26 protein-coding genes are annotated in these 23,038 nt (G+C 70.9%); 7 read left to right on the plus strand and 19 right to left on the minus strand.

What is annotated here, in order from left to right:
• Window positions 1–129 precede the first annotated feature (129 nt).
• The 6 genes from ACIQWR_RS14270 to ACIQWR_RS14295 all read right to left on the minus strand — a co-directional run bounded on the left by ACIQWR_RS14270 (window position 130) and on the right by ACIQWR_RS14295 (window position 4,669).
• Entirely contained in the window at window positions 130–1,476 is a 1,347-nt protein-coding gene (locus ACIQWR_RS14270; protein ID WP_404008355.1) for a dicarboxylate/amino acid:cation symporter, read from the minus strand.
• An 88-nt stretch (window positions 1,477–1,564) separates the two neighbouring features.
• A complete protein-coding gene (locus tag ACIQWR_RS14275) occupies window positions 1,565–1,642 on the minus strand; it encodes a putative leader peptide (RefSeq protein ID WP_330335068.1) in 78 nt (25 codons plus the stop codon).
• 214 nt (window positions 1,643–1,856) lie between these two features.
• Window positions 1,857–2,165 (minus strand): DUF4229 domain-containing protein, encoded by a 309-nt coding sequence (locus ACIQWR_RS14280; protein ID WP_399264069.1) that lies wholly within the window; start codon window positions 2,163–2,165, stop codon window positions 1,857–1,859.
• Between the two features lie 139 nt (window positions 2,166–2,304).
• A complete protein-coding gene (locus tag ACIQWR_RS14285; protein WP_404008359.1) occupies window positions 2,305–2,853 on the minus strand; it encodes a GNAT family N-acetyltransferase in 549 nt (182 codons plus the stop codon).
• Window positions 2,854–2,962: 109 nt separating this feature from the next.
• Window positions 2,963–4,126, minus strand: coding sequence for an aminofutalosine synthase MqnE (mqnE, locus tag ACIQWR_RS14290; protein ID WP_404008362.1), 1,164 nt, complete (start codon window positions 4,124–4,126; stop codon window positions 2,963–2,965).
• An 87-nt stretch (window positions 4,127–4,213) separates the two neighbouring features.
• Complete coding sequence (locus tag ACIQWR_RS14295; RefSeq protein WP_354380387.1) at window positions 4,214–4,669, minus strand: Lrp/AsnC family transcriptional regulator; 456 nt, start codon at window positions 4,667–4,669, stop codon at window positions 4,214–4,216.
• A 130-nt stretch (window positions 4,670–4,799) separates the two neighbouring features.
• Between ACIQWR_RS14295 and ACIQWR_RS14300 the strand changes: the two genes are divergently transcribed.
• Window positions 4,800–4,934, plus strand: a complete 135-nt coding sequence (locus ACIQWR_RS14300; RefSeq protein WP_399264441.1) for a hypothetical protein — start codon at window positions 4,800–4,802, stop codon at window positions 4,932–4,934.
• A 16-nt stretch (window positions 4,935–4,950) separates the two neighbouring features.
• Here the strand turns inward: ACIQWR_RS14300 and ACIQWR_RS14305 are convergent, their stop codons facing one another.
• The 4 genes from ACIQWR_RS14305 to ACIQWR_RS14320 are packed head-to-tail and all read right to left on the minus strand — an operon-like array spanning window position 4,951 to window position 8,500.
• Window positions 4,951–5,634 (minus strand): UbiX family flavin prenyltransferase, encoded by a 684-nt coding sequence (locus tag ACIQWR_RS14305; RefSeq protein ID WP_399264063.1) that lies wholly within the window; start codon window positions 5,632–5,634, stop codon window positions 4,951–4,953.
• Window positions 5,635–5,655: 21 nt separating this feature from the next.
• Window positions 5,656–6,579, minus strand: coding sequence for a menaquinone biosynthesis prenyltransferase MqnP (gene mqnP / locus ACIQWR_RS14310; RefSeq protein WP_399264061.1), 924 nt, complete (start codon window positions 6,577–6,579; stop codon window positions 5,656–5,658).
• A complete protein-coding gene (locus ACIQWR_RS14315) occupies window positions 6,576–7,046 on the minus strand; it encodes a hypothetical protein (protein ID WP_404008366.1) in 471 nt (156 codons plus the stop codon). Before ACIQWR_RS14315 ends, mqnP begins: the two co-directional genes overlap by 4 nt.
• Window positions 7,043–8,500 carry a menaquinone biosynthesis decarboxylase gene (locus ACIQWR_RS14320; RefSeq protein WP_404008369.1) on the minus strand — a complete coding sequence of 486 codons (1,458 nt, stop codon included), beginning with the start codon at window positions 8,498–8,500 and terminating at the stop codon, window positions 7,043–7,045. Before ACIQWR_RS14320 ends, ACIQWR_RS14315 begins: the two co-directional genes overlap by 4 nt.
• Window positions 8,501–8,588: 88 nt before the next feature.
• Between ACIQWR_RS14320 and ACIQWR_RS14325 the strand changes: the two genes are divergently transcribed.
• Window positions 8,589–8,948, plus strand: coding sequence for a PLD nuclease N-terminal domain-containing protein (locus ACIQWR_RS14325; protein WP_404008372.1), 360 nt, complete (start codon window positions 8,589–8,591; stop codon window positions 8,946–8,948).
• A gap of 84 nt (window positions 8,949–9,032) precedes the next feature.
• On the opposite strand, the gene ccsB is transcribed toward ACIQWR_RS14325, so the two are convergent.
• The 7 genes from ccsB to hemL all read right to left on the minus strand — a co-directional run bounded on the left by ccsB (window position 9,033) and on the right by hemL (window position 16,863).
• Window positions 9,033–10,115: a c-type cytochrome biogenesis protein CcsB gene (gene ccsB / locus ACIQWR_RS14330; protein WP_404008506.1), complete on the minus strand. Its 1,083-nt coding sequence runs from the start codon at window positions 10,113–10,115 to the stop codon at window positions 9,033–9,035.
• A gap of 2 nt (window positions 10,116–10,117) precedes the next feature.
• Window positions 10,118–11,890 (minus strand): cytochrome c biogenesis protein ResB, encoded by a 1,773-nt coding sequence (locus ACIQWR_RS14335; protein WP_404008374.1) that lies wholly within the window; start codon window positions 11,888–11,890, stop codon window positions 10,118–10,120.
• Between the two features lie 13 nt (window positions 11,891–11,903).
• Entirely contained in the window at window positions 11,904–12,650 is a 747-nt protein-coding gene (locus ACIQWR_RS14340) for a cytochrome c biogenesis CcdA family protein (RefSeq protein ID WP_404008377.1), read from the minus strand.
• Complete coding sequence (locus ACIQWR_RS14345) at window positions 12,647–13,282, minus strand: TlpA family protein disulfide reductase (RefSeq protein ID WP_404008380.1); 636 nt, start codon at window positions 13,280–13,282, stop codon at window positions 12,647–12,649. The genes ACIQWR_RS14340 and ACIQWR_RS14345 overlap by 4 nt, the downstream gene beginning before the upstream one ends.
• 121 nt (window positions 13,283–13,403) lie before the next feature.
• The gene (locus ACIQWR_RS14350; RefSeq protein WP_404008509.1) at window positions 13,404–14,645 is read right to left on the minus strand and encodes a hypothetical protein; all 1,242 of its coding nucleotides are present in this window, start codon (window positions 14,643–14,645) and stop codon (window positions 13,404–13,406) included.
• Between the two features lie 206 nt (window positions 14,646–14,851).
• Window positions 14,852–15,532, minus strand: coding sequence for a histidine phosphatase family protein (locus tag ACIQWR_RS14355; RefSeq protein WP_385787000.1), 681 nt, complete (start codon window positions 15,530–15,532; stop codon window positions 14,852–14,854).
• Window positions 15,529–16,863, minus strand: coding sequence for a glutamate-1-semialdehyde 2,1-aminomutase (gene hemL / locus ACIQWR_RS14360; protein ID WP_404008383.1), 1,335 nt, complete (start codon window positions 16,861–16,863; stop codon window positions 15,529–15,531). The genes ACIQWR_RS14355 and hemL overlap by 4 nt, the downstream gene beginning before the upstream one ends.
• Before the next feature lie 133 nt (window positions 16,864–16,996).
• On the opposite strand from hemL, the gene ACIQWR_RS14365 reads away from it, so the two are divergent.
• Window positions 16,997–17,620, plus strand: coding sequence for a hypothetical protein (locus ACIQWR_RS14365; RefSeq protein ID WP_404008386.1), 624 nt, complete (start codon window positions 16,997–16,999; stop codon window positions 17,618–17,620).
• A 173-nt stretch (window positions 17,621–17,793) separates the two neighbouring features.
• Window positions 17,794–18,306 carry a GNAT family N-acetyltransferase gene (locus ACIQWR_RS14370; RefSeq protein WP_404008389.1) on the plus strand — a complete coding sequence of 171 codons (513 nt, stop codon included), beginning with the start codon at window positions 17,794–17,796 and terminating at the stop codon, window positions 18,304–18,306.
• A gap of 75 nt (window positions 18,307–18,381) precedes the next feature.
• Here ACIQWR_RS14370 and ACIQWR_RS14375 read toward each other — a convergent pair whose 3' ends face one another.
• The gene (locus tag ACIQWR_RS14375; RefSeq protein ID WP_404008511.1) at window positions 18,382–19,290 is read right to left on the minus strand and encodes an NADP-dependent oxidoreductase; all 909 of its coding nucleotides are present in this window, start codon (window positions 19,288–19,290) and stop codon (window positions 18,382–18,384) included.
• A 176-nt stretch (window positions 19,291–19,466) separates the two neighbouring features.
• Between ACIQWR_RS14375 and ACIQWR_RS14380 the strand changes: the two genes are divergently transcribed.
• From ACIQWR_RS14380 to ACIQWR_RS14390, 3 genes are read left to right on the plus strand one after another with little or no spacing between them, the layout of a single operon-like run.
• Window positions 19,467–19,880 carry a winged helix-turn-helix transcriptional regulator gene (locus tag ACIQWR_RS14380; protein ID WP_404008392.1) on the plus strand — a complete coding sequence of 138 codons (414 nt, stop codon included), beginning with the start codon at window positions 19,467–19,469 and terminating at the stop codon, window positions 19,878–19,880.
• Between the two features lie 42 nt (window positions 19,881–19,922).
• Complete coding sequence (locus tag ACIQWR_RS14385) at window positions 19,923–20,660, plus strand: Mut7-C RNAse domain-containing protein (RefSeq protein ID WP_404008395.1); 738 nt, start codon at window positions 19,923–19,925, stop codon at window positions 20,658–20,660.
• Window positions 20,661–20,691: 31 nt separating this feature from the next.
• A complete protein-coding gene (locus ACIQWR_RS14390) occupies window positions 20,692–22,365 on the plus strand; it encodes an FAD-dependent oxidoreductase (protein WP_404008398.1) in 1,674 nt (557 codons plus the stop codon).
• A 30-nt stretch (window positions 22,366–22,395) separates the two neighbouring features.
• Here ACIQWR_RS14390 and ACIQWR_RS14395 read toward each other — a convergent pair whose 3' ends face one another.
• Window positions 22,396–22,977 carry a hypothetical protein gene (locus tag ACIQWR_RS14395; RefSeq protein ID WP_404008401.1) on the minus strand — a complete coding sequence of 194 codons (582 nt, stop codon included), beginning with the start codon at window positions 22,975–22,977 and terminating at the stop codon, window positions 22,396–22,398.
• Window positions 22,978–23,038: the final 61 nt, after the last annotated feature.

The following is a 23,038-nucleotide window of genomic DNA, read 5'->3' on the forward strand; positions in this document are numbered from 1 at the left end:
TCCGGCCCTCCGGGCACCTACCACCCGGCCCCGGACCACCCGACCCCGGACGCACCGCAGCCCCCGCCCGGACGGGGGCGGAGGCTGCGATGAGTGTGCGTGCCGGTGTGCCGGCCTGGGCCCGTACGGTCAGACGGCGACCGGGACCTTCTCCTCGGCGGCGGACTCGGCGGACTCGACCGACTCGGGCTCGGCCGGGAGCTCGTCCAGCGGGGAGGACGAGGCGGTGGCGTAGGCCGTGCGGTCCAGGATGCCCTCGCGGGCGGCGACGATGACCGGGACCAGGGCCTGACCGGCCACGTTGGTGGCGGTCCGCATCATGTCGAGGATCGGGTCGATCGCCATCAGGAGACCGACACCGGCCAGCGGCAGGCCCAGCGTGGACAGGGTCAGCGTCAGCATCACGGTCGCGCCGGTCAGACCGGCGGTGGCGGCGGAGCCGACCACGGAGACGAAGGCGATGAGCAGGTAGTCACCGATGCCCAGCTGCACGTCGAAGATCTGCGCGATGAAGATCGCGGCGAGCGCCGGGTAGATGGCGGCGCAGCCGTCCATCTTCGTGGTGGCACCGAAGGGAACGGCGAAGCTCGCGTAGTTCTTCGGGACGCCGAGGCGCTCGGTGACCTTCTGGGTGACCGGCATGGTGCCGACCGAGGAGCGCGAGACGAAGGCCAGCTGGATCGCGGGCCAGGCGCCCTTGAAGAACTGGATCGGGTTGACCTTGGCGACGGTCGCCAGCAGCAGCGGGTAGACGCCGAACAGCACGAGCGCGCAACCGATGTAGACGTCGGCGGTGAAGACGGCGTACTTGCCGATCAGGTCCCAGCCGTAGCTGGCGATGGCGGTGCCGATGAGGCCGACCGTACCGATCGGGGCGAGCCGGATGACCCACCACAGGGCCTTCTGGAGCAGCTCCAGGACGGACTCGGCGAGCGTCAGCACGGGCTGTGCCTTCGCGCCGAGCTGGAGGGCGGCGATGCCGGCGACGGCGGCCAGGAAGACGATCTGGAGGACGTTCAGCTCGGTGAACGGCGTGACGATGTCGTTCGGCACGATGCCGGTCAGGAAGTCGATCCAGGAGCCGTGCCGCTTGGGCTCCTTGCCGTCGGCGGCGGTGAGGCCGGTGCCCGAGCCCGGGTTGGTCAGCAGGCCGATCGCGAGGCCGATGCCGACCGCGATCAGCGACGTGATCATGAACCAGAGCAGCGTGCGCGAGGCGAGGCGGGCGGCGTTGTTCACCTTCCGCAGGTTGGTGACGGACACCAGGATCGCGAAGAAGACGAGCGGGGCGACGGCCAGCTTCAGGAGCTGGACGAATATGTCGCCGACCTTCTCCAGGGTGGTGGCCAGCCAGCTGATGTCCTGGCTGCGCGAGAGCCAGCCGAACAGCACGCCGAGCACGAGACCGGTGACGATCTGGGCCCAGAAGGGGAACTTGAAAGAGGCCTTGGCGGGGGCCTCGGGGGTCGCGGACACGAACACTCTCCGGAAGGTGGTGGTGATGCGGTACGGCAGCCGGAGGTGGCCGGCCGGGACCGCTGCTGCGTGCGTTGCGTGGGCTGGATCAGCGACAGCAGCAACAGGCCGCGGACGCGCGGCGGCAGAGGTCGACGTGCAGGCGCGCCACGAGCAGGGTGCTCATGGCTTCGAAGGGCGCAGCTGACGTCAACATGTTGAACACGCTAACACTTTTCCTTTGAGAATCTCAAAGAACTGCTTTGAGCACCGATCTCGGCCGATCCCGGAAGGACCCCGAAAGGACCCCGAAAGGACCCCGGGAGGGACCCCGGAAACGCCGAAGCGCCCCTGCGGCGGGAGGGATCCCGCCGCAGGGGCGCTTCGGCAATACGTCGAGGTCAGTGCGCGCGGGCGGCGTCGTCCGCCGCGTCCTCCTGCGTCTGGTTGTCGGCGAGCCGACCCTTCGCACCCGCGATGCGTCCGGAGATCTGCTCGGACATCACGTCGCGCTGCTTGCGCAGCAGCACGAAGGAGAGCGGGGCGGAGAGCACCAGCGCGAGCAGCACGACCCAGGCGAGGTTGGCGTCGCCGAGGGAGGACGGCACGAGACCGGCCTTGACCAGGCCCAGGACCAGGACGAAGCAGCCCACGAAGATGGCCAGCCGCATCGTGGTGTAGCGGATCGTTGCGCTCGGCTTGAGGGACACGGTGACCCCTTCTCTCTGTCTTCGTCGACTGTGAGCGTCGGATACGCCCGGAAGTGCCCGACCAGTGAAGCATGCCGGACCCCCCGTGCCGCCCGCCGGGGCCCCACCCGACCGGCGTCGCCCGGCGCCCGTCCCCGACTCAGCGCAGTCGCAGCAGCATGGTGACGTCGTCGCGGTCGTCGCCCGGGGCCACCCGGATCGCACCGGGCACGCGCCCCACCTCGTGGTATCCGCAGGAGGCGTAGAAACGCTCCAGGCCGAGGCCGCCTCGGCAGCCGAGCCGGATCGCGTCGATGCCCTCGATGGCGCGGGCCGCGTCGGCGACGGCCGCCATCAGCCCGCGCCCGACACCCCGCCCCTGGAGGCCGGGCGCGACCATCACCGTGTACGCCCAGAGCCAGTGCTTCATGAGCCCGTGCGCATTGCTGGCGAGGAAGGCGGTCGCCACGACCCGACCGTCCCCGTCGCGCCCGACGACCAGCCGGGTCCGCCCCTCGGCCATCGCGACGAGGTGCTTGAGCAGCTCGGGGCGGACGACCTCGTGACGGACGGGCGGCACGAAGCCGACGGCGCCACCGGCGTTGCTGACCTCGACCCAGAGGTCGAGGACCTGCGCGTGGAGGGCCGGGTCGACGACCGGGTCGACGCTGAAGGTGAGCGGAAGCGGAAGGGGGGCCGTAATGGTCATATGTGCAGAGTAGCCATTACCGTCGACATTCGGCAACGAAGAAGCCCCGACCCCCCGGGCACGTCCCAGGGGGTCGGGGCCTCCTCGTCACAACGTCAACAGCGCGGCGTCAGAGGCGCATCGCCTGCGGCTCGTCGCGCAGACCCGCGTCCGGACCCGGGTACTCCCGGATGATCTCGTAGCGCGTGTTGCGCTCGACCGGACGGAAGCCCGCGTCCCGGATCAGCTCCAGCAGGTCGTCACGACCCAGCTTGTTCGGCGTGCCGTAGTTGTCCGCGTCGTGCGTGATCTTGTACTCGACGACCGAGCCGTCCATGTCGTCCGCACCGTGCTGGAGTGCCAGCTGGGCGGTCTGCACGCCGTGCATCACCCAGAAGACCTTCACGTGCGGGACGTTGTCGAAGAGCAGTCGCGAGACCGCGAAGGTCTTCAGCGCCTCGGCGCCGGTGGCCATCGTGGTCCGCGCCTGGAGCTTGTTGCGGACCTTGCCGTCCTTCATGTCCACGAAGTCGTGCTGGTAGCGCAGCGGGATGAAGACCTGGAAGCCACCCGTCTCGTCCTGCAGCTCGCGCAGCCGGAGCACGTGGTCCACGCGGTGGCGCGGCTCCTCGATGTGCCCGTACAGCATCGTGCACGGGGTCTTGAGACCCTTCTCGTGCGCGAGGCGGTGGATGCGCGACCAGTCCTCCCAGTGGGTGCGGTGGTCGACGATGTGCTGGCGGACCTCCCAGTCGAAGATCTCCGCGCCGCCGCCGGTGAGCGACTCCAGGCCGGCCTCGATCAGCTCGTCCAGGATCTCGGACGCCGAGAGACCGGAGATCGTCTCGAAGTGGTGGATCTCCGTCGCCGTGAACGCCTTCAGCGAGACGTTCGGCAGCGCCTTCTTCAGCTCGCTCAGCGAGCGCGGGTAGTAGCGCCACGGCAGGTTGGGGTGCAGGCCGTTGACGATGTGCAGCTCGGTGAGGTTCTCGTTCTCCATGGTCTTGGCCAGGCGAACGGCTTCCTCGATGCGCATCGTGTACGCGTCCTTCTCGCCCGGCTTGCGCTGGAACGAGCAGTACGCGCAGGAGGCGGTGCACACGTTGGTCATGTTCAGGTGGCGGTTGACGTTGAAGTGGACCACGTCACCGTTCTTGCGGGTGCGCACCTCGTGGGCGAGGCCACCGAGCCAGGCCAGATCGTCCGACTCGTAGAGGGCGATGCCGTCCTCACGCGTCAGCCGCTCGCCGGAGCGGACCTTCTCCTCCAGCTCGCGCTTGAGCCCAGCGTCCATGTGCCGGTCGCCTCCTATGTCTGTCCTGCTGTGTCTGTCCTGCGGACGTCCGTACCTGTCCCTGCGGAACCCCGCCCCACCGTACTCTCAGTGCTCTTCCGGCAGATCCCCGACCCGGTTCTCCCACTTGGTGGAGAGCACGATGGTGGTGCGGGTCCGGGAGACGCCCTTGGTGCCGGACAGCCGCCGGATGATCTTCTCCAGGCCGTCCACGTCGCTCGCGCGCACCTTGAGCATGAAGGAGTCGTCGCCCGCGATGAACCAGCAGTCCTCGATCTCCGCGAGGTCGCGCAGTCGTCGGGCCACGTCCTCGTGGTCCGCCGCGTCGGAGAGGGAGATGCCGATCAGCGCGGTGACCCCGAGGCCGAGCGAGGCCGCGTCCACGGTCGCGCGGTAGCCGGTGATCACACCGGCCGTCTCCAGCCGGTTGATCCGGTCGGTGACGCTGGGGCCGGAGAGGCCCACGAGCCGGCCCAGCTCCGCGTAGGAGGCACGGCCGTTCTCCCGGAGGGCCTGGATGAGCTGCCTGTCCACGGTGTCCATATACCTGGAGCCTTCCATTATTCGGCGATCCCGCAAGTTTACGTATAGAATCTAAGGCACACAGGGTCGACGTCCTGTGAATCTTTCAACAGATCAACGATGATCTGACAATCTTCAGGAGTGGTTCACCGTGTACACGATCGAGATGGCCTACGCACACATGCGACAGCTCCAGGAGCTGGCCAACCGATCCCGTGCCCACCAGCCCGCCGCCGCCGTGCGTGTCGACAAGACCCGCAAGTCGTTCGGCGCCAAGAAGCGCTAGTACCGGTTCACCCGGGCTAGTCCTCACCAGCACCGGGAGCACGGGCCGCGCCCAGCTCCCCGTCCCAACGGCGGTACAGCCGGTGCGGCACCTCTGCCGCGTCCAGTACCCGCCCCGCGACGAAGTCAGCCAGATCCTGGATGTGCGTCGCACCCGCGTAGAACGCCGGAGAGGCGGGCAGCACCACTGCGCCCGCCTCATCCAGCGTCACCAGCGCCTTGAGCGTCTGACCGCTCAGCGGCGTCTCGCGCACCACGACCACCAGCCGGCGCCGCTCCTTGAGCGTGACGCTCGCCACCCGCTGGAGCAGGTCCTTCGAAAGCCCCAGTGACACCCCCGCCACGCACGCCGTGGACGCGGGCACGATCAGCATCCCCTTGACCGGGTACGAGCCGGACGACGGCCCGGCCGCCAGGTCCCCGGCGTTCCAGTAGCGCACCGCGTCCAGGTCGAAGCCCGCGAAGGTGCCCGGTTTCCCGTCGGCCCCCCGCTCCAGCCACTGCTCCAGGTCCGCGCGCCAGTGCGCGTCCCGGAAGGCGATCCCCGTCTCGTCGAGCAGCGTGAGCCGCGCGGACCGGCTGACCACCAGGTCCACGCTCTCCCCCGCCGCGAGCAGCCCCCGCAGCACGGACGCCGCGTACGGCGTCCCGGACGCCCCTGAAACCCCGACCACCCAGGGGGTGCGCTTGCCCTCACTCATGCGTCCGAGCCTATCCGGGACTTACAGCGTCAGCCCCCGCACCATCAGGTCCCCCAGCGCGCAGACGAAGAGCGCGATGCCGATGAAGCCGTTGACGGTGAAGAAGGCCCGGTTCAGCCGGGACAGGTCCTTGGGCGTCACGATCGAGTGCTCGTAGCCGAAGGCGGCCACCACGACGATCATCCCGGCCCAGAAGAAGACCCCGGCACCGGTCGCGAGCGCGTACCAGACCAGCAGTCCGGTGGTCACGACATGACAGACTCGCGCGCCCCAAAGCGCCGCCGGAACACCGAAGCGGGCGGGGACGGACTTGACGCCCTCCGCACGGTCGGCCATCACGTCCTGGCAGCCGAAGATCAGGTCGAAGCCGCCGATCCACACGCCGACCGCGAGCCCGAGGACGACCGCGTCCCAGGACCACTCGCCGGTGATCGCCAGCCAGGCCCCGACCGGACCCATCGCCTGCGCCAGGCCCAGGATCGCGTGCGGGAAGTTCGTGAAGCGCTTGCCGTACGGGTACACCACCATCGGGATCACCGCGATGGGCGCGAGCGCCAGGCACAGCGGGTTCAGCAGCGCCGCCGCCCCGAGGAACACCGCGAGCGCGACGCCGGCGCCGGTCCAGGCCGAGCGCACCGAGACCGCGCCGGTCACCAGCTCGCGGCCCGCGGTGCGCGGGTTACGGGCGTCGATCTCGCGGTCGATGATCCGGTTGGCGGCCATCGCGAAGGTGCGCAGGCCCACCATGGCGACGGTGACCAGCAGCAGCTTGATCCAGTGGACCTCGCGGTCCAGCTGGAACATCGCGGTGAGGGCGGCGATGTAGGCGAAGGGCAGTGCGAAGACCGAGTGCTCGATCATCACCAGCCGCAGGAACGCCTTCACCTTGCCGGTGGGCTGCGGCGCGGGGCCGGGGCCGACCACTCCGTCGGCGGTCGTCATCATGCGAGGCTTCTCCGGAAGTCTTCGAGGTCGGCCAGGAGCTCCGCGGTGGGGAGCGGGCCGAGTTCCAGGGTCCGGGGACCCTGGTCGTGGCCTTCGGGCGGGGTGACCCGGACGGTCAGCCGCCAGCCGTCGGCGTCGGCCGGGCGCGCGTCGAGGGACAGGAAGCCGCCCGCCTCCGCGGTGAAGGGCTCGGCGGCCCCCAGGGACCGCTGGAGCTGCTCCGCGAAGTCGTCCGCCTCCACGTCCCGCGCGCCGGGCAGCTCGAAGCCGTCGCCCTCGCCGTCCACGTCGAGCATCAGCGCCCAGATGTTGCCGGGGCCCGCGAACTCCTCGGGCGTCACCCCGGCCTCCTCGGCCGCGAGCTTGACCTCCGCCAGCGTCGGGTCGATCTGCGGCCGGACGAGGGCCACGTAGGCGGCGTCGGTGCCGATGAACAGCTCCGGGCCGCTCACTCCGATGGGGCTCACAGTCCGTATTCCTTCCAACGACGGTCGACCAGGGCCGCGGTCGCGGGGTCGGACTCGACCATGTCCGGCCAGCCGCCGTCGCGGGTGTAGCCCTCTTCGGGCAGTTTCTTCGTGGCGTCGATGCCCGCCTTGCCGCCCCAGAACTGCTGGTAGGAGGCGTGGTCCAGGTGGTCCACCGGGCCTTCGACGACGGTCAGGTCGCGGGCGTAGTCCGTGTTGCCCAGCGCCCGCCAGGAGACCTCGTGCAGGTCGTGCACGTCGCAGTCGGCGTCCACCACGATGATCAGCTTGGTCAGCGACATCATGTGCGCGCCCCAGATGGCGTGCATGACCTTCTGCGCGTGCTTCGGGTACTTCTTGTCGATCGAGACGATCGCGCAGTTGTGGAAACCGCCCGACTCCGGCAGGTGGTAGTCCACGATGTCCGGCACGATGATCTTGAGCAGCGGCAGGAAGAACCGCTCCGTCGCGCGGCCCAGCGGCCCGTCCTCGGTCGGCGGGCGGCCGACGACGATCGACTGGATCAGCGGACGCTTGCGCATCGTCACGCAGTCGATCGTCAGGGCCGGGAAGGGCTCCTGCGGGGTGTAGAAACCGGTGTGGTCGCCGAAGGGGCCCTCGGGGAGCGTCTCCCCCGGCTCCAGCCAGCCCTCGATGACGACCTCGGCGTGGGCCGGGACCTGGAGCGGGACGGTCTTGCAGTCCACCATCTCGATCCGCTTGCCCGCGACGAACCCGGCGAAGAGGTACTCGTCGATGTCGCCCGGCAGCGGCGCGGTGGACGCGTACGTCACGGCCGGGGGGCAGCCGAAGGCGATCGCGACCGGGAGCCGCTCGCCCCGCTTGGCCGCGACGGCGTAGTGGTTGCGGCTGTCCTTGTGGATCTGCCAGTGCATGCCGATGGTGCGCTTGTCGTGGCGCTGGAGGCGGTAGAGCCCGAGGTTGCGCACGCCCGTCTCGGGGTGCTTGGTGTGGGTCAGCCCCAGGTTGAAGAAGGAGCCGCCGTCCTTGGGCCAGGTGAAGAGGGCCGGCAGCCGGTCCAGGTCCACGTCGTCCCCGGTCAGGACGACCTCCTGGACGGGCGCGGACTCGCCCTTCACCTTCTTCGGCGGTACGTGCACCATCGAGCCGAGCTTGCCGAAGGCCTCGCGGACCCCGATGAAGCCCTGCGGCAGCTCGGGCTTGAGCAGGCCGCCGATCTTCTCGCTGATCTCGGCGTAGGACTTCAGGCCGAGGGCCTTGAGCAGCCGGCGGTCGGTGCCGAAGACGTTCATGGCCAGCGGCATCGCCGAACCCTTGACGTTCTCGAAGAGCAGCGCGGGCCCGCCCGCCTTGTTCACTCTGTCGACGATCTCCCCGACCTCCAGGTACGGGTCCACTTCGGCCTTGATGCGCTTGAGGTCGCCCTCCCGCTCCAGAGCCCGGAGCAGCGAGCGGAGATCGTCGTAAGCCATGCGACCCAGTATCGGCCACGGACTACCCTGGGGGAGTCACCGGGGCCCGACGCGGCCCCGCCACCGTCTTGGGGGTCTGGCTCTCACCGTGTTGCGCTATCTGCCGTTCCTGCTGATCATCGCGCTGACCATCTACGCCTTCATCGACTGCCTGAACACGCCCGAGGAGGAGGTCAAGCACCTCCCGAAGGTGGTCTGGGTGATCATCATCCTGCTCTTCTCGATCGTCGGCCCCGTCGTGTGGCTGTTCGCCGGGAAGAAGCGCTCCGCGGTCGGCGGCGGCTTCGGCGGCGGCCGGGCGCGCCGGACCCAGTGGGTCGCGCCGGACGACAACCCGGAGTTCCTGAAATCGCTGCGCGAGGAGCAGGAGCGACAGGACGGCCCGGGCAAGCAGGACGGCCAGGGCAAGCAGGACGGGAAGGACCGCAACGACCCCGACAAGGGCTAGTCGACGCGGTGAAACACGGCGAACGGCGAAGGGCCCGACCCCCCGAGGGGGGTCGGGCCCTTCGCCGTTCGCCGTGCCGCTCGACTACACCCCGCCGTAGGAGTGCTTGCCGTTGAGCAGGATGTTCACGCCGTAGTAGTTCCAGATCCAGCACGCGAAGGCGAAGAGCGCCAGGTAGGCGGCCTTGCGGCCCTTCCAGCCGGCCGTGGCGCGCGCGTGCAGGTAGCAGGCGTAGGCGACCCAGGTGATGAAGGACCAGACCTCCTTGGGGTCCCAGCCCCAGTACCGGCCCCAGGCGTCGTTCGCCCAGATCGCGCCCGCGATGATCGTGAAGGTCCACAGCGGGAAGACCGCCGCGTTGATCCGGTACGAGAACTTGTCGAGCGAGGACGCCGAGGGCAGCCGCTCCATGATCGAGGTGCGGAAGGTGCCGGGCTTGCGCCCCTGGGCGAGGTGGTTCTCGTACGCGTCGCGGAACAGGTAGAGGACCGTGCCGGCCGCACCGATGTAGAAGACCGCGCCGCAGATGATCGCGGTGGAGACGTGGATCCACAGCCAGTACGAGTGCAGGGCCGGGACCAGCGCCGCGCTGTCGGTGTAGAGCCAGGTCGTGGCCACGCCCAGGTCCAGCAGGACCGTGGTGACCAGGATCAGGCCGATCCAGCGGACGTTCTTGCCCAGGGCCAGCAGCAGCAGGTACGCGCCCGCGGCCACCGTGGAGAAGGTGATCGAGAACTCGTACATGTTGCCCCAGGGCGCCCGCTGCACCGACAGGGCGCGGCTGACCACGCCGCCGGCCGCGAGCAGGAAGCCGAGGGCGGTCAGCGAGATCGCGATCCGGCCGTACAGGTCGCCCTTGACCGTGCCGCCGGCCGCGCCGGGGCCGTCCGGCACGTCGCGCGTGCCGGTGGCGGAGCGGGTGACGACCTGCGGCTTGTCGAGGACCGCGGTGCCCCCCGCCTTCGTGCGGACCTGGACGGCGGGGGCCTTCGCGGCGCCCGCGCCCGCCGTCAGCGCGTTGGCCGTGCGGGCCACCTTGCTGCGGCTGCCGAAGGTCCATTCGGCGATGTGGGCGAAGAAGGCGAGCATGTAGACCGCCATCGACGAATAGATCAGCACGTTGCTGGCGTGGGCCAGGCTCGTGTTGGTCGCGGCGGCTGCGAGCAGGGTCATCCGCGTCCTCCTTCAACGGTTGCTTCGACAGGGGTGTTGCCGGGGACGGCCTCGGGCGCGGGTGCGGTCGGCGCCCGCTCGTTCAGCCGGGCGGCCAGGTCGGCGAGTTCCTCGGGGAGCTTGGCGGACTCGCTGCGGCCCAGGCCCGCCATCTCGACGACGGTCACGCCGTCCTCGCCGGTCACCGCCCGGACCCAGATCCGGCGGCGCTGGATGAAGAGGGACGCGGCCAGGCCCAGGATGGCCGCCACCGCGCCCGCCAGGGCGTAGCCGGTGCCGGGCTCCTGGGAGATCTGGAAGGTGGCCCAGCGCTCGATGCCCTCGAACTTCACGGTGCCCGCGCCGTCGGGGAGCGTCATCGTCTCGCCGGGGAGCATCAGCTGGGAGAACGGGTCGCCGTTCTCCTTCTTGAACTGCTGCATCTTGGCGGTGTCGAGCTGGTAGACGTTCTGCGGCAGCCCCGAGTCCACGCCCAGGCTGCCGTGCCAGGCGTTGAGCGCCAGGACCGGGAAGTCCGCGGCGGGGAACTGCGAGAGCATCGTGCCCCCGCCCTTGCCCGCGAAGGTCGGCACGAAGCGGGCGTTGAAGCCCAGCTGCTCCTTCTTGCCGTTCTTGTCCTGGTAGCCGTCGGTGACCTTGACGGCTCCGGCGGAGGTCAGGTTCGCGTCCTGCGGCAGCATCGGCACGGCGTCCTTGAAGATCACCTTGCCGGAGGGGTCGGTCACCGAGAGGATCGGCGCGTAGCCGTGGCCCAGCAGGTAGACCTTGGAGCCCTCGACGTCGAGGGGCTTGTTGACCTCGATCTCGGTCTTCGTCGGGGTGCCGTGCGCGCCCTTGCTGTAGGTGACGTACGCCTTGAACTCGCGCGGGGTGCCCTTCTGCGGGCCGCTCTTCTCGTACTCCGCGTCGAACTTGTCCAGGGTGAAGCTGAAGGGCGGCAGGTCGTCCGAGTCGAAGAGGCTGCCGGACTTGAAGTCGTCGTACTGGGTGAGCGTGTTGGCGAAGCCCTTGCCGCGCAGGACGAGCTTGCCGCCCTCGGACTTGAGGAGCTGGCCGGTGGCGAAGGCCACCAGCATCACGATCAGGGCGATGTGGAAGGCCAGGTTCCCGGCCTCGCGCAGGTACCCCTTCTCCGCGGCCACCGCGTGCCCGGCGGTGTCGGGGGCGGTACGGAAGCGGCGCCCGCCGAGCACCTCCTTCGCGTGCGCGAGGACCTCGTCCGGGCCCACCTCGGTGCGCCAGGTGGTGTAGGCGGGGAGCCGGTCCAGGCGCCGCGGGGCGCCCGGCGGGCGGCCGCGGAGCTGGCCGACGAACTGCCAGGTGCGCGGGACGATGCAGCCGATCAGCGACACGAACAGCAGGATGTAGATCGCGGAGAACCACACCGAGCTGTAGACGTCGAAGAGCTGGAGCTTCTCGGCGACCGGCACCCAGAACTCGTGCTTGCCCTTCCAGAGCGCGACCTTCATCGGGTCGACCCGGTTCTGCGGGATCAGCGAGCCGGGGATCGAGCCGAGGGACAGCAGGAAGAGCAGGATCAGCGCCACCCGCATGGAGGTGAGCTGGCGCCAGAACCAACGGGCCCAGCCGAGCACGCCGATGCCGACGGCGGGGCCGCCGGCCGGGGGATCCTCCAGCGGGGCGGTGGACAACTGGGCCGACGCCGCGGCGTCGGTGGCGGCCGCCGCCGCTTCCGTGTCGGCTTCCGGGGCGGCCGCGTCGTGTTCGGGGTCCGACGCCGCGGTGGGCGCCTTGTCGCTCGTACTCATGTGCTCTTAGTCCTCAGATCCCCACCGTGAAGCCCTGTGTCCAGCTCTGCATGTCGTTGACGATCGTGGCCCACCAACCTGTGACGAGCAGCAGACCGGTCAGGACCAGCATGCCGCCCCCGATCCGCATCACCCACGCGTAGTGCTTCTTCACCCAGCCGAAGGCGCCGAGCGCCTTGCGGAAGGCGATCGCGGCGAGGATGAAGGGCAGGCCGAGGCCCAGACAGTACGCCGTGGTCAGCAGCGCGCCGCGGCCGGCGCTCGCCTCGTTCAGGGAGAGCGTGTTCACGGCGGTGAGGGTCGGGCCCATGCAGGGCGTCCACCCGATGCCGAAGAGGACCCCGAGGACGGGCGCGCCGATCAGGCCCCCGGTGGGCTTCTTGTGGAAGCGGAACTCCCGCATCGTCAGGCCCGGGATCAGGCCCATGAAGAAGAGCCCCATGAGGATGACCACGCCGCCGAGCACCCGGGAGATCACGACCCGGTTGTCCTGGAGGACGTCGCCGAAGAACCCGAAGAGCGCGCCGGTGGAGACGAAGACGGCGGTGAAGCCGAGGACGAACAGGCTCGCCCCGGCCAGCATCCGCCCGCGCCGGGCCTCGGCCATGTCGGCGCCGGTGACGCCAGTCACGTAGGAGAGGTAGCCGGGGACGAGCGGCAGCACGCACGGGGAGAAGAAGGAGACGAGCCCGGCGAGCACGGCGATGGGCAGGGCGAGCAGCAGGGCGCCGCCGAAAACGGTCTCGTTCACGCCGGTCACTTCTCCGCGAGGAGCGGGTCGACCATCTTGCGCAGCTGCTCCTCGTTGACCGCGACCAGGGTGCGGGCGGCGATCTTGCCCTCCTTGTCGAGGACGATCGTGGAGGGGATCGACTGCGCGTTGAGCGTGCCCTTGGGGAAGCGGAGCATCAGCTTGCCGTCGGGGTCGTAGAGGCTCGGGTAGGTGATCCCGAAGTTCTCCTCGAAGGAGACCGCGTTCTGCTTGCTGTTGTCGCGGGTGTTGATCCCGACGAAGGCGATGTCCTTGCCCGCGTCGGCCATCTCCTTGGAGACCTTGGCGAAGTAGGGGGCTTCGGCGCGGCACGGCGGGCACCAAGAGCCCCAGACGTTCAGGACGACGACCTTCCCCTTGAGGGTGGTCGTGTCGAGCGTCTTGCCGTCGACGGTCTCGCCGTCGAGCTTGGGGGCGTCGTCGCGCTGGCCCTTGGCGACGGTGGAGATGCCGCCCGGGCCCGTCACGTAGTTGCCGCCCGCGGAGCCGGAGGACTTGGCGCCACCGGCCGAATCTCCGCAGGAGGTGAGGGTGAGGGCGCCTGCGACGGCCACCGCGGTCAGCAAGGCGGCGCGGCCGCTGGTCGAGCGGCGGCGTCGGGGGGCGCGGCTAAGGCTCATGTGAAAAGTTTCGCATGGGCGAATTGTGGATCTTGCGCGCCCCCCGGCCACCAGGCCGGATCCTGACCACCCCCTGGTCAGGGGCCGGTCAGGGGGTGGTCAGCGGCTGGTCAGGTCGTGGTCAGGTCGCGGTCAGGAAGGTCTTCCAGCCGCCGGTCGGCGGCTGACCGGGGGCCAGGCCCCGCAGTTTGGCGAGCACCTTGGGGTCCTGGACGTCGAGCCAGTCGGTGAACTGGCGGAACGATACGAGGCGTACGTCACTTTTGTCCGCCATCGACTTGAGCGCTTCCTCGACGGCGTCCATGTAGATGCCGCCGTTCCAGTCCTCGAAGTGGTTGCCGATGAAGAGCGGCGCGCGGTTCGTCTCGTACGCCCGCCGGAAGCCGCCCTGATAGGCGGCCGTGGCCTGGCTGCGCCAGCCCGGGTAGTTGGAGGGAACGCCCCGGGTGGTGTTCTGCGACTGGTTGGCGAGGATGTTGTAGTCCATCGAGAGCACCTCGAAGGAGTGGCCGGGGAAGGGCATGGACTGCAGGGGCAGGTCCCATACGTTCCCCTTCTTCTCCGGCCACTGCTGGAGGCCGCCGGGCGAGCTGGCGTCGTAGCGCCAGCCGAGCTTCTCGGCGGTGGGCAGCAGCTGGTCCTGGCCGAGCAGGCACGGCGTGCGGGCCCCGACGAGCTCCTTCGCGTAGTCGAAGGGCAGCGGTTCGAGGTCGGTGAAGCCGGTGTTGGTGCGCCAGTTGGTGACGAAGGACACGGCCTGCTCGATCTCGCTGTGCCAGTCCTGCGCGCTCCAGTGGGCCACCGAGCCGGATCCGCCGCAGAAGTGCCCGTTGAAGTGGGTGCCGATCTCGTGGCCGTCGAGCCAGGCCTCGCGCACGCACTTCAGGGTGTTGCGGACGTTCTCGTCCTTCAGGAACCCGATGTCGGAGGCGCCCACCGGGTTGTTGGGCGGGCGGTAGAGCTCCCGCTTCGACTCGGGGAGCAGGTAGAGCCCGGAGAGGAAGAAGGTCATGCCCGCGTGGTGGTCCTTGGCGAGCTTGAGGAAGCGCGGGAAGAGACCGTTGCCGATCTCGCCCGCGCCGTCCCAGCTGAAGACGACGAACTGCGGCGGGGTCTCCCCGGGCTGGAGGGGGACGGGCTTCGCGGGCTGGTGGGGCTGGGGGCCCGTGTCCGCGGTGGAACCGTCCCCGATGGGCCTGACCGGGTGGGCGGCCCCGCCGCTCGGGGCGGGGCCGGCCTTGCCGGAACCCGCACCCATGTGGGCGCCCCCGGAGCCGGACCCGCCGCTGCAACCCGCGATCCCCATCGCGGCCACGGCGCCGAGCCCGAGTCCGAGCGCACCCCTCCGGCTGACCTCACGCATGTCGCTCACCTCGCTGATGGAATGTCGTATAAACGGACATTCCAACGCAGGCTGAGCGTCAGATCGGCAGTAGCGCGGCGACTTGTATGAAATTAGGTCTGGTCATGTCGAATCTTGACGATCGGAGGCAGCGCCTCCGGGCCGGCTCGCGAGCCGGCGGGTCCGCGGGTCCGCGGGCTCGCCGGCTCGCGGACCGGCGTCACGACTCAGGCGCCGAACGCCTTCGACTTGCCCTTCACCGGCTTCGCGCCCGCGAGCAGGTGCGCCGGGACCAGGTCCCGGGCCGGCTCGCTGTAGCCCACCGACACGATCTTGTCGCCCTGGTACGTGAACGACGTCAGCGAGGCCAACGTGCACTGCCGGCGCCGCGGGTCGTGCCACAGCCTGCGCTTCTCGGCGAAGCTGCGCACGATCCAGATCGGCAGCTGATGGCTCACGCACACCGCCTCGTGCCCGCGGGCCGCGTCGCGCGCCGCGTCCAGCGCGCCCATCATCCGGACCACCTGTTCGATGTACGGCTCGCCCCAGGACGGCTGGAACGGGTTCGTCAGGTGCTTCCAGTTGGCGGGCTTGCGCAGGGCGCCGTCGCCGACGCCGAAGGTCTTGCCCTCGAAGACGTTGCCCGCCTCGATCAGCCGCCCGTCGGTCGCCAGGTCCAGGCTGTGCGCCTTGGCGATCGGGGCCGCCGTCTCCTGCGCGCGTTCCAGCGGGGAGGACACGACGTGGGTGATGTCGCGGTTCTCCAGGTGCTCGGCGACCCGCTCGGCCATCTGCCGGCCCAGCTCGGAGAGGTGGTAGCCGGGGCGGCGCCCGTAGAGGACCCCGTCCGGGTTGTGCACCTCTCCGTGGCGCATCAGGTGGACGACGGTGATGTCGCTGCTGCTCATGCGGTGGCCTCCGGGGTGGCCTCGGCGGCGGCGCGGGCGGCGGCGGGCAGCGCGGCCGCGATGCGCTCGATCGCCCGCTCGTCGTGGGCGGTGGAGACGAACCAGGACTCGAAGGACGAGGGCGGCAGGTAGACGCCCTGGGCCAGCATCGAGTGGAAGAAGCCGGTGAAGCGGAAGCTCTCCTGCTTCTTGGCGTCGTCGTAGTTCCTGACCTCGTCCTCGGTGAAGAAGACGGAGAACATGTTGGACGCGGTCTGCAGCCGGTGTGCCACGCCCTCCTTGCGGAGCGCGTCCGTCACCAGGCCCTGGATCTCGGCCGACACGGCGTCGACCTTCGCGTACGCCGCGTCGTCGAGCAGCCGCAGCTGCGCGAGGCCGGCGGCGGTGGCGATCGGGTTCCCGGAGAGGGTGCCCGCCTGGTAGACGGGGCCGACGGGGGCCAGGTGCCCCATGACGTCGGCGCGGCCACCGAAGGCCGCGGCCGGGAAGCCGCCGCCCATGACCTTGCCGAAGGTCATCAGGTCGGGCGCGACCCCGTCCACGCCGAACCATCCGGCGCGGGAGGTGCGGAAGCCCGTCATGACCTCGTCGGAGACGTACAGCGCGCCGTTCGCGCGGCACAGGTCGGCCAGGCCCTGGTTGAACCCCTCGCCGGGGGTCACCACGCCCATGTTGCCGGGCGCGGCCTCGGTGATCACACAGGCGATCTCACCGGGGTGCGCGGCGAAGGCGGCACGGACCGCTTCGAGGTCGTTGTAGGGGAGGACGATCGTGTCGCCGGCCTGCGCACCCGTCACACCGGGGGTGTCGGGCAGCGCGAAGGTCGCGAGGCCCGATCCGGCGGCGGCGAGCAGCGCGTCCACGTGGCCGTGGTAGCAGCCCGCGAACTTCACGATCTTGGCCCGGCCGGTGAAACCGCGGGCCAGCCGGATCGCGGACATGGTGGCCTCCGTACCGGAGGACACCAGGCGCACCTGCTCGACGGGCGCGATCCGCGCGACGATCTCCTCGGCGAGCGCGACCTCGCCCTCGCCGGGGGTGCCGAAGGACGTGCCGCGGGCGACCGCGGCCTGCACGGCCTCGATCACGGCGGGGTGGGAATGGCCGAGGATCATCGGCCCCCACGAGCAGACCAGGTCGACGTACTCGCGGCCATCGGCATCGGTGAGGTACGGACCGGTACCGGACACCATGAACCGGGGCGTTCCCCCCACGGCGCGGAATGCACGCACCGGAGAGTTCACGCCGCCGGGGGTCACGAGGGACGCGCGGTCAAACAGGTTCTGCGAGACTGGGGCTTCATACGGATACGGGTAGCTCACACCAGCCATGGTCTCAGAGGCCGCGACAGACTTGCGGACGGGCGTTTCACCGCGCCGCCGCGGGGGAGGTCACTGCCATGATGATCAGGCCGCGTGGCGGGGGTCACGGGGCCGGGGCAGGCAAGACCAGTCGGGTGGAGATATGCAACGCGGTGGCGGACCGGGCGAGGGTACGGACGGCCTGGGGCCCGAGCGTGCGCGCGAGGCCCGCGACGCTTCCCGAGAGGCATCCCGGGAGGCCCGGCGCCGCGGCAAGCACCGCCGCCGGGGCGCGGACGCGGTGGACGGCGTACCGGCACCCGCGAGCGCGGTCCCGGGGGGTCGCGGCATGGGAGTGACCTACAAGTACTTCGGCGCCCCCGACGGGGCCACGGCGGCGCGCGTCCCGATCTCGATGCGGCCGGAACAGCTCGGCGGCGACGAACTCGGCATGGGCGGCATGTTCAGCAAGATCAAGCCGGAGACGGTGGCCGCGATGGTCCTCACCGGCATCGAAGGCATACCCCTGCACAAGGTCCCGCCGCTGGAGCTCGTGGTCCTGCACCCCGACTACGCGGTGGTCAAGCTCCCGATGACGGTGGTCGACCCGCTGCGCGGCATCGGCGAGGAGTCCGTCGGCGCGGCCGCCTTCATCTGGTCCACGGTCCCCGACCGCGGCGGCCCGCGCGACGCCTTCAACGTCTACCAGCTGCTGCACGAGTGGCAGGACTTCTCCCACCGCCTGCACGAGGCCGGCCACCAGCCGTACTGCCTGGTCTGGCCCTGACGGACCGCGCCGGGCCGGGAGGGACCGGGACGGCTCCGCCCCGTTCGTCCCCCTTCGACTCCGTTCCACTTCCTTCCGCCTCCTTCAGCTTCCTTCCGCTTCTCACCGCTTCCGGCCACGACATGGGGCCGAGTCCCGGACAGCGGGGAGGAGTTCCTCGTACCCTCCTCAACATGGAAATATCGCTGCGTCTGACCCCCTGGTCCCAAGAGGACCTCGGGTTACTGCTGCGGGCCAACGAGCCCCAGATGACCAAGTACTTGGGGGGACCCGAGTCCGAGGAGAAGCTGGCCGACCGCCAGCGCCGGTACGTCGCCCTGAGCGACCGGGAACCCGCCGCCGGACGGATGTTCCGGGTCAGCCTGGCGGAGACGGGCGAGACCGTCGGTTCCGTGGGCTTCTGGCCCCGCGAGTGGCGCGACGAAGAGGTGTACGAGAGCGGCTGGGCGATCTTCCCCGAGCACCAGGGCCGCGGCCTCGCGGTGGCGGCGATCACCGAACTCCTCGCGTACGTCGCCGAACACGGCTCCCGCCGCTTCGTGCACGCCTTCCCCGGCACGGACCACGCCGCATCCAACTCCGTGTGCCGTCGGGCGGGCTTCGAGTCGCTCGGTGACGTCAACTTCGAGTACCCGCCCGGCGTGTTCCACCCGAGCCACGACTGGCGCTACACCCTGCCCGCCTGACCCGACCCGCACCGCACCGCACCGCCCACCTGACCCTGCGCGGCCCGCCCGCCCGGCACGACCGTCGGAGCGGGCTCAGGCCACCGTCAGGACCAGCCGGCCCCGGGCGCCGCCCTCCGCGAGGCGGGCGTGCGCCTCGGCCGCGTCGGCCAGGGCGTAGGTCCCGCCCACCCGCAGGGTCAGCGCGCCCTCGTCCACCAAGGACACCAGCCGCGCCAGGTGCGCCCCGTCCGCCGCGACCTCCTGCTCCAGGACCCGGATCCCGCGGACCGGAGCGGGGGCCCCGCCCGGCCGCAGCCCGACGTAGGCGCCGCCGTCACGGACGAAGTCCAGCGCGGCCTCCCCCAGCACCGCGGTATCCAGCACTCCGTCCACCCGCACCCCCGCATCCGCCCCGGCCGTGCCCCGGGCCACGAAGTCGGTGGCGCCCAGCGACCGGACCAGCTCCTCGTCCGCCGGGGCCGCCAGCGCGGTCACCTTCAGCCCGGCGTGCACCGCGAGCTGGACCGCCAGCCCACCGACCACCCCGGCAGCCCCGGTGACCAGCACCGACTCCCCGCCCGCCAGCCCCAACTGGCCCAGGGCCCGGGCCGCCGTGAGCCCGCCGAGCGGCAGCACCGCGGCGGCGGTCGCGTCCACGGATTCGGGGGCGGCGGCGAGGGCGCCCTCATCGAGGACCACGTACTCCGCGTGCGTCCCGAGCTCCTTGACCTGGCCGTAGTGCAGCCCGACGACCTGCTGACCGGCGCTCCACCGGGTCACCCCGGCGCCGACCGCATCGACCTCACCGGCCACGTCCCACCCGAAGCCGAGCCGCTTCCCCTCGCCCCCGAAGACCCCGAGGCGGACCAGGGCGTCCACCGGATTGAGCCCCGCGGCCCGTACCCGGACCCGTACCTGCCCGGCCCCCGGAACCGGCAGCGGCACCTGCGCCGTCACGACCCGCTCCGGGCCGCCGAATGCGGTGACGACCGCCGCCTCGATCAGCTTCTGACCCTGCGTCTGGCCCTGCGTCTGGTGCTGGTGCTGGTTCTGGCTCATGGGTCTCGTCCCTTGCGCTCGTTTTCGTTCGTTCCGATGCGCACTAACTTAGGGAGAGGTACTTTCATTTCGTAAGTACGTACTCCAAGGTGCGTACCCGACCCGAAAGTGAGCCCGCCATGGCCACCCGCACTGCCGAGACCCGCCGCCAGGAGGCCCGCCACGCCTACGACGCCTTCCTCAAGGAATGCCCGACCAGCCAACTCCTGGACCGCATCAGCGACAAGTGGGTCGGTCTCGTCCTGAGCGCCCTCAACGAGACGGAGGTCATGCACTACAGCGACCTCGGCCGCCGCATCCCCGGCGTCAGCCAGAAGATGCTCACCCAGACCCTGCGCGCCCTCGAACGCGACGGCCTCGTCAGCCGCACCGTCACCGCCTCCGTGCCCGTCCGCGTCGACTACCGCCTCACCCCCCTCGGCCACAGCCTCGGCGGCCTCCTCACCTCCGTGAAGCACTGGGCCGAGCAGCACTTCGACCAGGTCAGCGCCCACCGCGAGGTCTACGACGAGGAAGCCGCCGCCCCCGCGTAATTGGCCTTCGCCGCCCCGCCCCGAGCTGGCATGCTGGGCCACGTGAACGGACCGGACATCACCCTCACCCTCGCCCCCGAGCTGCGCGTCTTCACCGCGCCCAGTCGACGCGGCGAGCGCGTACCCACCACGGTCGACGGCACCTCCAGCCTGGGCCACGTCGTCGAATCCGTCGGCGTCCCGCTCACCGAGGTCGGCCGCCTGCTCGTCGACGGCCGCGAGGCGCCCGTCTCCTACGTGCCCCGAGGCGGTGAGGCCGTCGAGGTCTCCGGCCCGCCCCGCCCGCAAGAGGTCCCCGGCGCCCCGCTCCGCTTCCTCCTCGACGTCCACCTCGGCACGCTCGCCCGTCGGATGCGCCTGCTCGGCATCGACACGGCCTACGAGAACGAGGACATCGGCGACCCCGCCCTCGCCACCCGCTCCGCCGCCGAGCGGCGCGTCCTGCTCTCCCGTGACCGCGGCCTGCTGCGGCGCCGCGAGATCTGGGCGGGCGCCTACGTCTACAGCGACAGCCCCGACGAGCAATTGCGCGACATCCTCGGCCGGTTCGCGCCGGAGCTGACCCCCTGGACCCGCTGCACCGCCTGCAACGGCACGCTGCGCGCGGCCGACAAGGACAGCGTCGGCGACCTCCTGGAGGGCGGTACGCAGCGCTCCTACGACGTGTTCGCCCAATGCGCCGAATGCGAGCGCGTGTACTGGCGGGGCGCGCACCACGCCCGCCTGGAGCTGATCGTCAGCGAGGCGTTGGCCGAATTCGGCGGCGGCGTCACCGCGTAGGGCCCGGCGGGGGTGGGCAGGATCTTCCACCATGACATCCCCAGCCCCAGCCCCAGTGCCCGATCCCGCGCCCGAATCCGAATCCGAACCCGCCGCGAACATCGGGGACATCGTGGACGTCGCGGTGATCGGCGCCGGTCCGACCGGTCTGCTCATCGCCGGAGATCTCGCCGCCGCCGGACTGACCGTCGCCCTGATCGAGCGGCGCCCGCAGACCGCCGCCAACCTCACGCGCGCCTTCGCCGTCCACGCCCGCACCCTCGAACTCCTCGACGCGCGCGGACTCGCCGACGACCTCGTCGCCACCGGCCGCCCGATCCGGCAACTCCGCCTCTTCGGCGGACTCACCCTCTCCTTGGACACGCTCCCCACCCGCTTCCCGTTCGTCCTCATCACCCCTCAATTTGAGACCGAACGCCTGCTGGAGCGTCGTGCGTTGTCCACAGGTGTGGACTTCCGGTACGACCATGAGCTGATCGCACTGCATCAGGCCGAGGGCCAGGACACCGTCACCCTCGACCTCCGCACCCCCACGGACACCACCGGCGCCACGGACACCACAGGCACCGCAGACACCCCCGGCACCCCCGGCACCGCGGTCACCCTGCACGCCCGACACGTCGTCGGCGCCGACGGCGTCCGCTCCACCGTCCGCCGCGAACTCGGCCTGCCCTTCCCCGGCCACGCCGTGGTCAGCTCGATGGTGCTGGCCGACGTACGCCTGACCGAGGAACCCCCGGACCAGCTCGCCGTCAACAGCAGCGGTCGGGCCTTCGCCTTCCTCGTCCCCTTCGGCGACGGCTGGTACCGGGCCATCGCCTGGCACCGCGACGGCCGGGCCCAGGACGGCGACCCCGTCGACTTCGACGAACTGCGCACCATCACGCGCACCGCCCTCGGCACCGACCACGGCATGCACGACCCCCGCTGGATCTCCCGCTTCCACGCCGACGAACGCCAGGTCCCGCACTACCGCGTGGGCCGCGTCTTCCTCGCCGGCGACGCCGCCCACGTCCACTCCCCCGCGGGCGGCCAGGGCATGAACACCGGCCTCCAGGACGCCGCCAACCTCTCCTGGAAGCTCACGGCCGTCCTCCTAGGACGCGCCCCCGACCCCGAGGCCCTGCTGGACAGCTACGAGGGCGAACGGCACCCCGTCGGCCGCCTCGTACTGCGCGGCAGCGGCGCCCTGACCCGGATCACGATGGCCACCACCCCGGTCCGCCGCACGGCCCGCAACATCGGCGCCGCGCTGCTGGGACGGATCCGACCCGCGCGCGACCGCGCGGTCCGCACGGTCTCCGGGATCGGCATCTCCTACCCGCCGCCGCCGGGCGTTGCCCGCCCCGCGGGCCGTCGCGCACCCGACGCCGTCCTGCGCGAGGGCAGGCTGTACGAGCTGCTGCGCGCCGGCGCCTTCGTCCTGATCACCCCGCCCGGGACGACCCCCGGAACCGGCGCCACCGCCACCGCTGCAACCACCACAACCGGCACCACCACAACCGGCACCGACGGATCCGCCGCACCGGCACCCCGCCCCGCGACGGAGCCGGGGCTCACCCACGCCTCCTGGCGCACCCCCGGACGTACCGCCTGCGTGCTCGTGCGCCCCGACGGCTACGTCGCCTGGTCCGCCCCCGCACCCACTCCCGCCGAGGTCGACCGGGCCGTCGCGCGCTGGACCCTGCGACCCCAGAAGGAGTAGCGCCCCAGAGGGAGTAGCGGAGCAGCGGCCTCAGAAGGAGTAGGAGTCGCCGGTGTCGAGGGCGAGCACCGTGTGCTCGTCGTTGGCGTGGTTGCGGTCGTTCGCGCCACCGTTCCACCAGGTGTCCACGCGCACCACCACCTCCGACGGCCGCTCCTTCAGCCACAGCCGCAGCCCGATGTGGCGGCCCGGCCCGTGCGCGGGCAGGGCCCCCGTCTCGCACATCACCTCGCGCTGCCCGGCCCGGGCGCAGCCCTCCGCCAGCTCCTGGCCGTCGGCGAGGGCCGCGGAGAACCGCAGCCGCAGGGTGGTGTTCGCGAGCGGGGCGGGCCCCTGGTTCTCCGGGACCACCCAGACGGCGAGCCGCCCCGCGGACAGCTTCACCCGCCCGCGGTAGGACACATCGGCCTCGGGCGCCCGCCAGGCGTCGGCCCGCACGGCACCCGCGCCGGCCCGCACGGCACCCGCGCCGGCCCGCTCGACCCCCGCCCCGGCCGGTACCACCCCGGCCTGCGCGGCTCCCGTCTGGGCCGCGGCCCCGGCCAGGACCAGCCCGAGGGCCACCACGATTCGTACGACGCCACGGCACACCGCCACCGTCACCACCTCCACGCGCGGAGGCTAACGACCCCCGCCCCCCACCGGTCGGACCATCACACGAACGAGGGCGCGC

The sequence above is a fragment of the Streptomyces sp. NPDC098789 genome, from assembly GCF_044759975.1.
GTDB lineage: Bacteria > Actinomycetota > Actinomycetes > Streptomycetales > Streptomycetaceae > Streptomyces.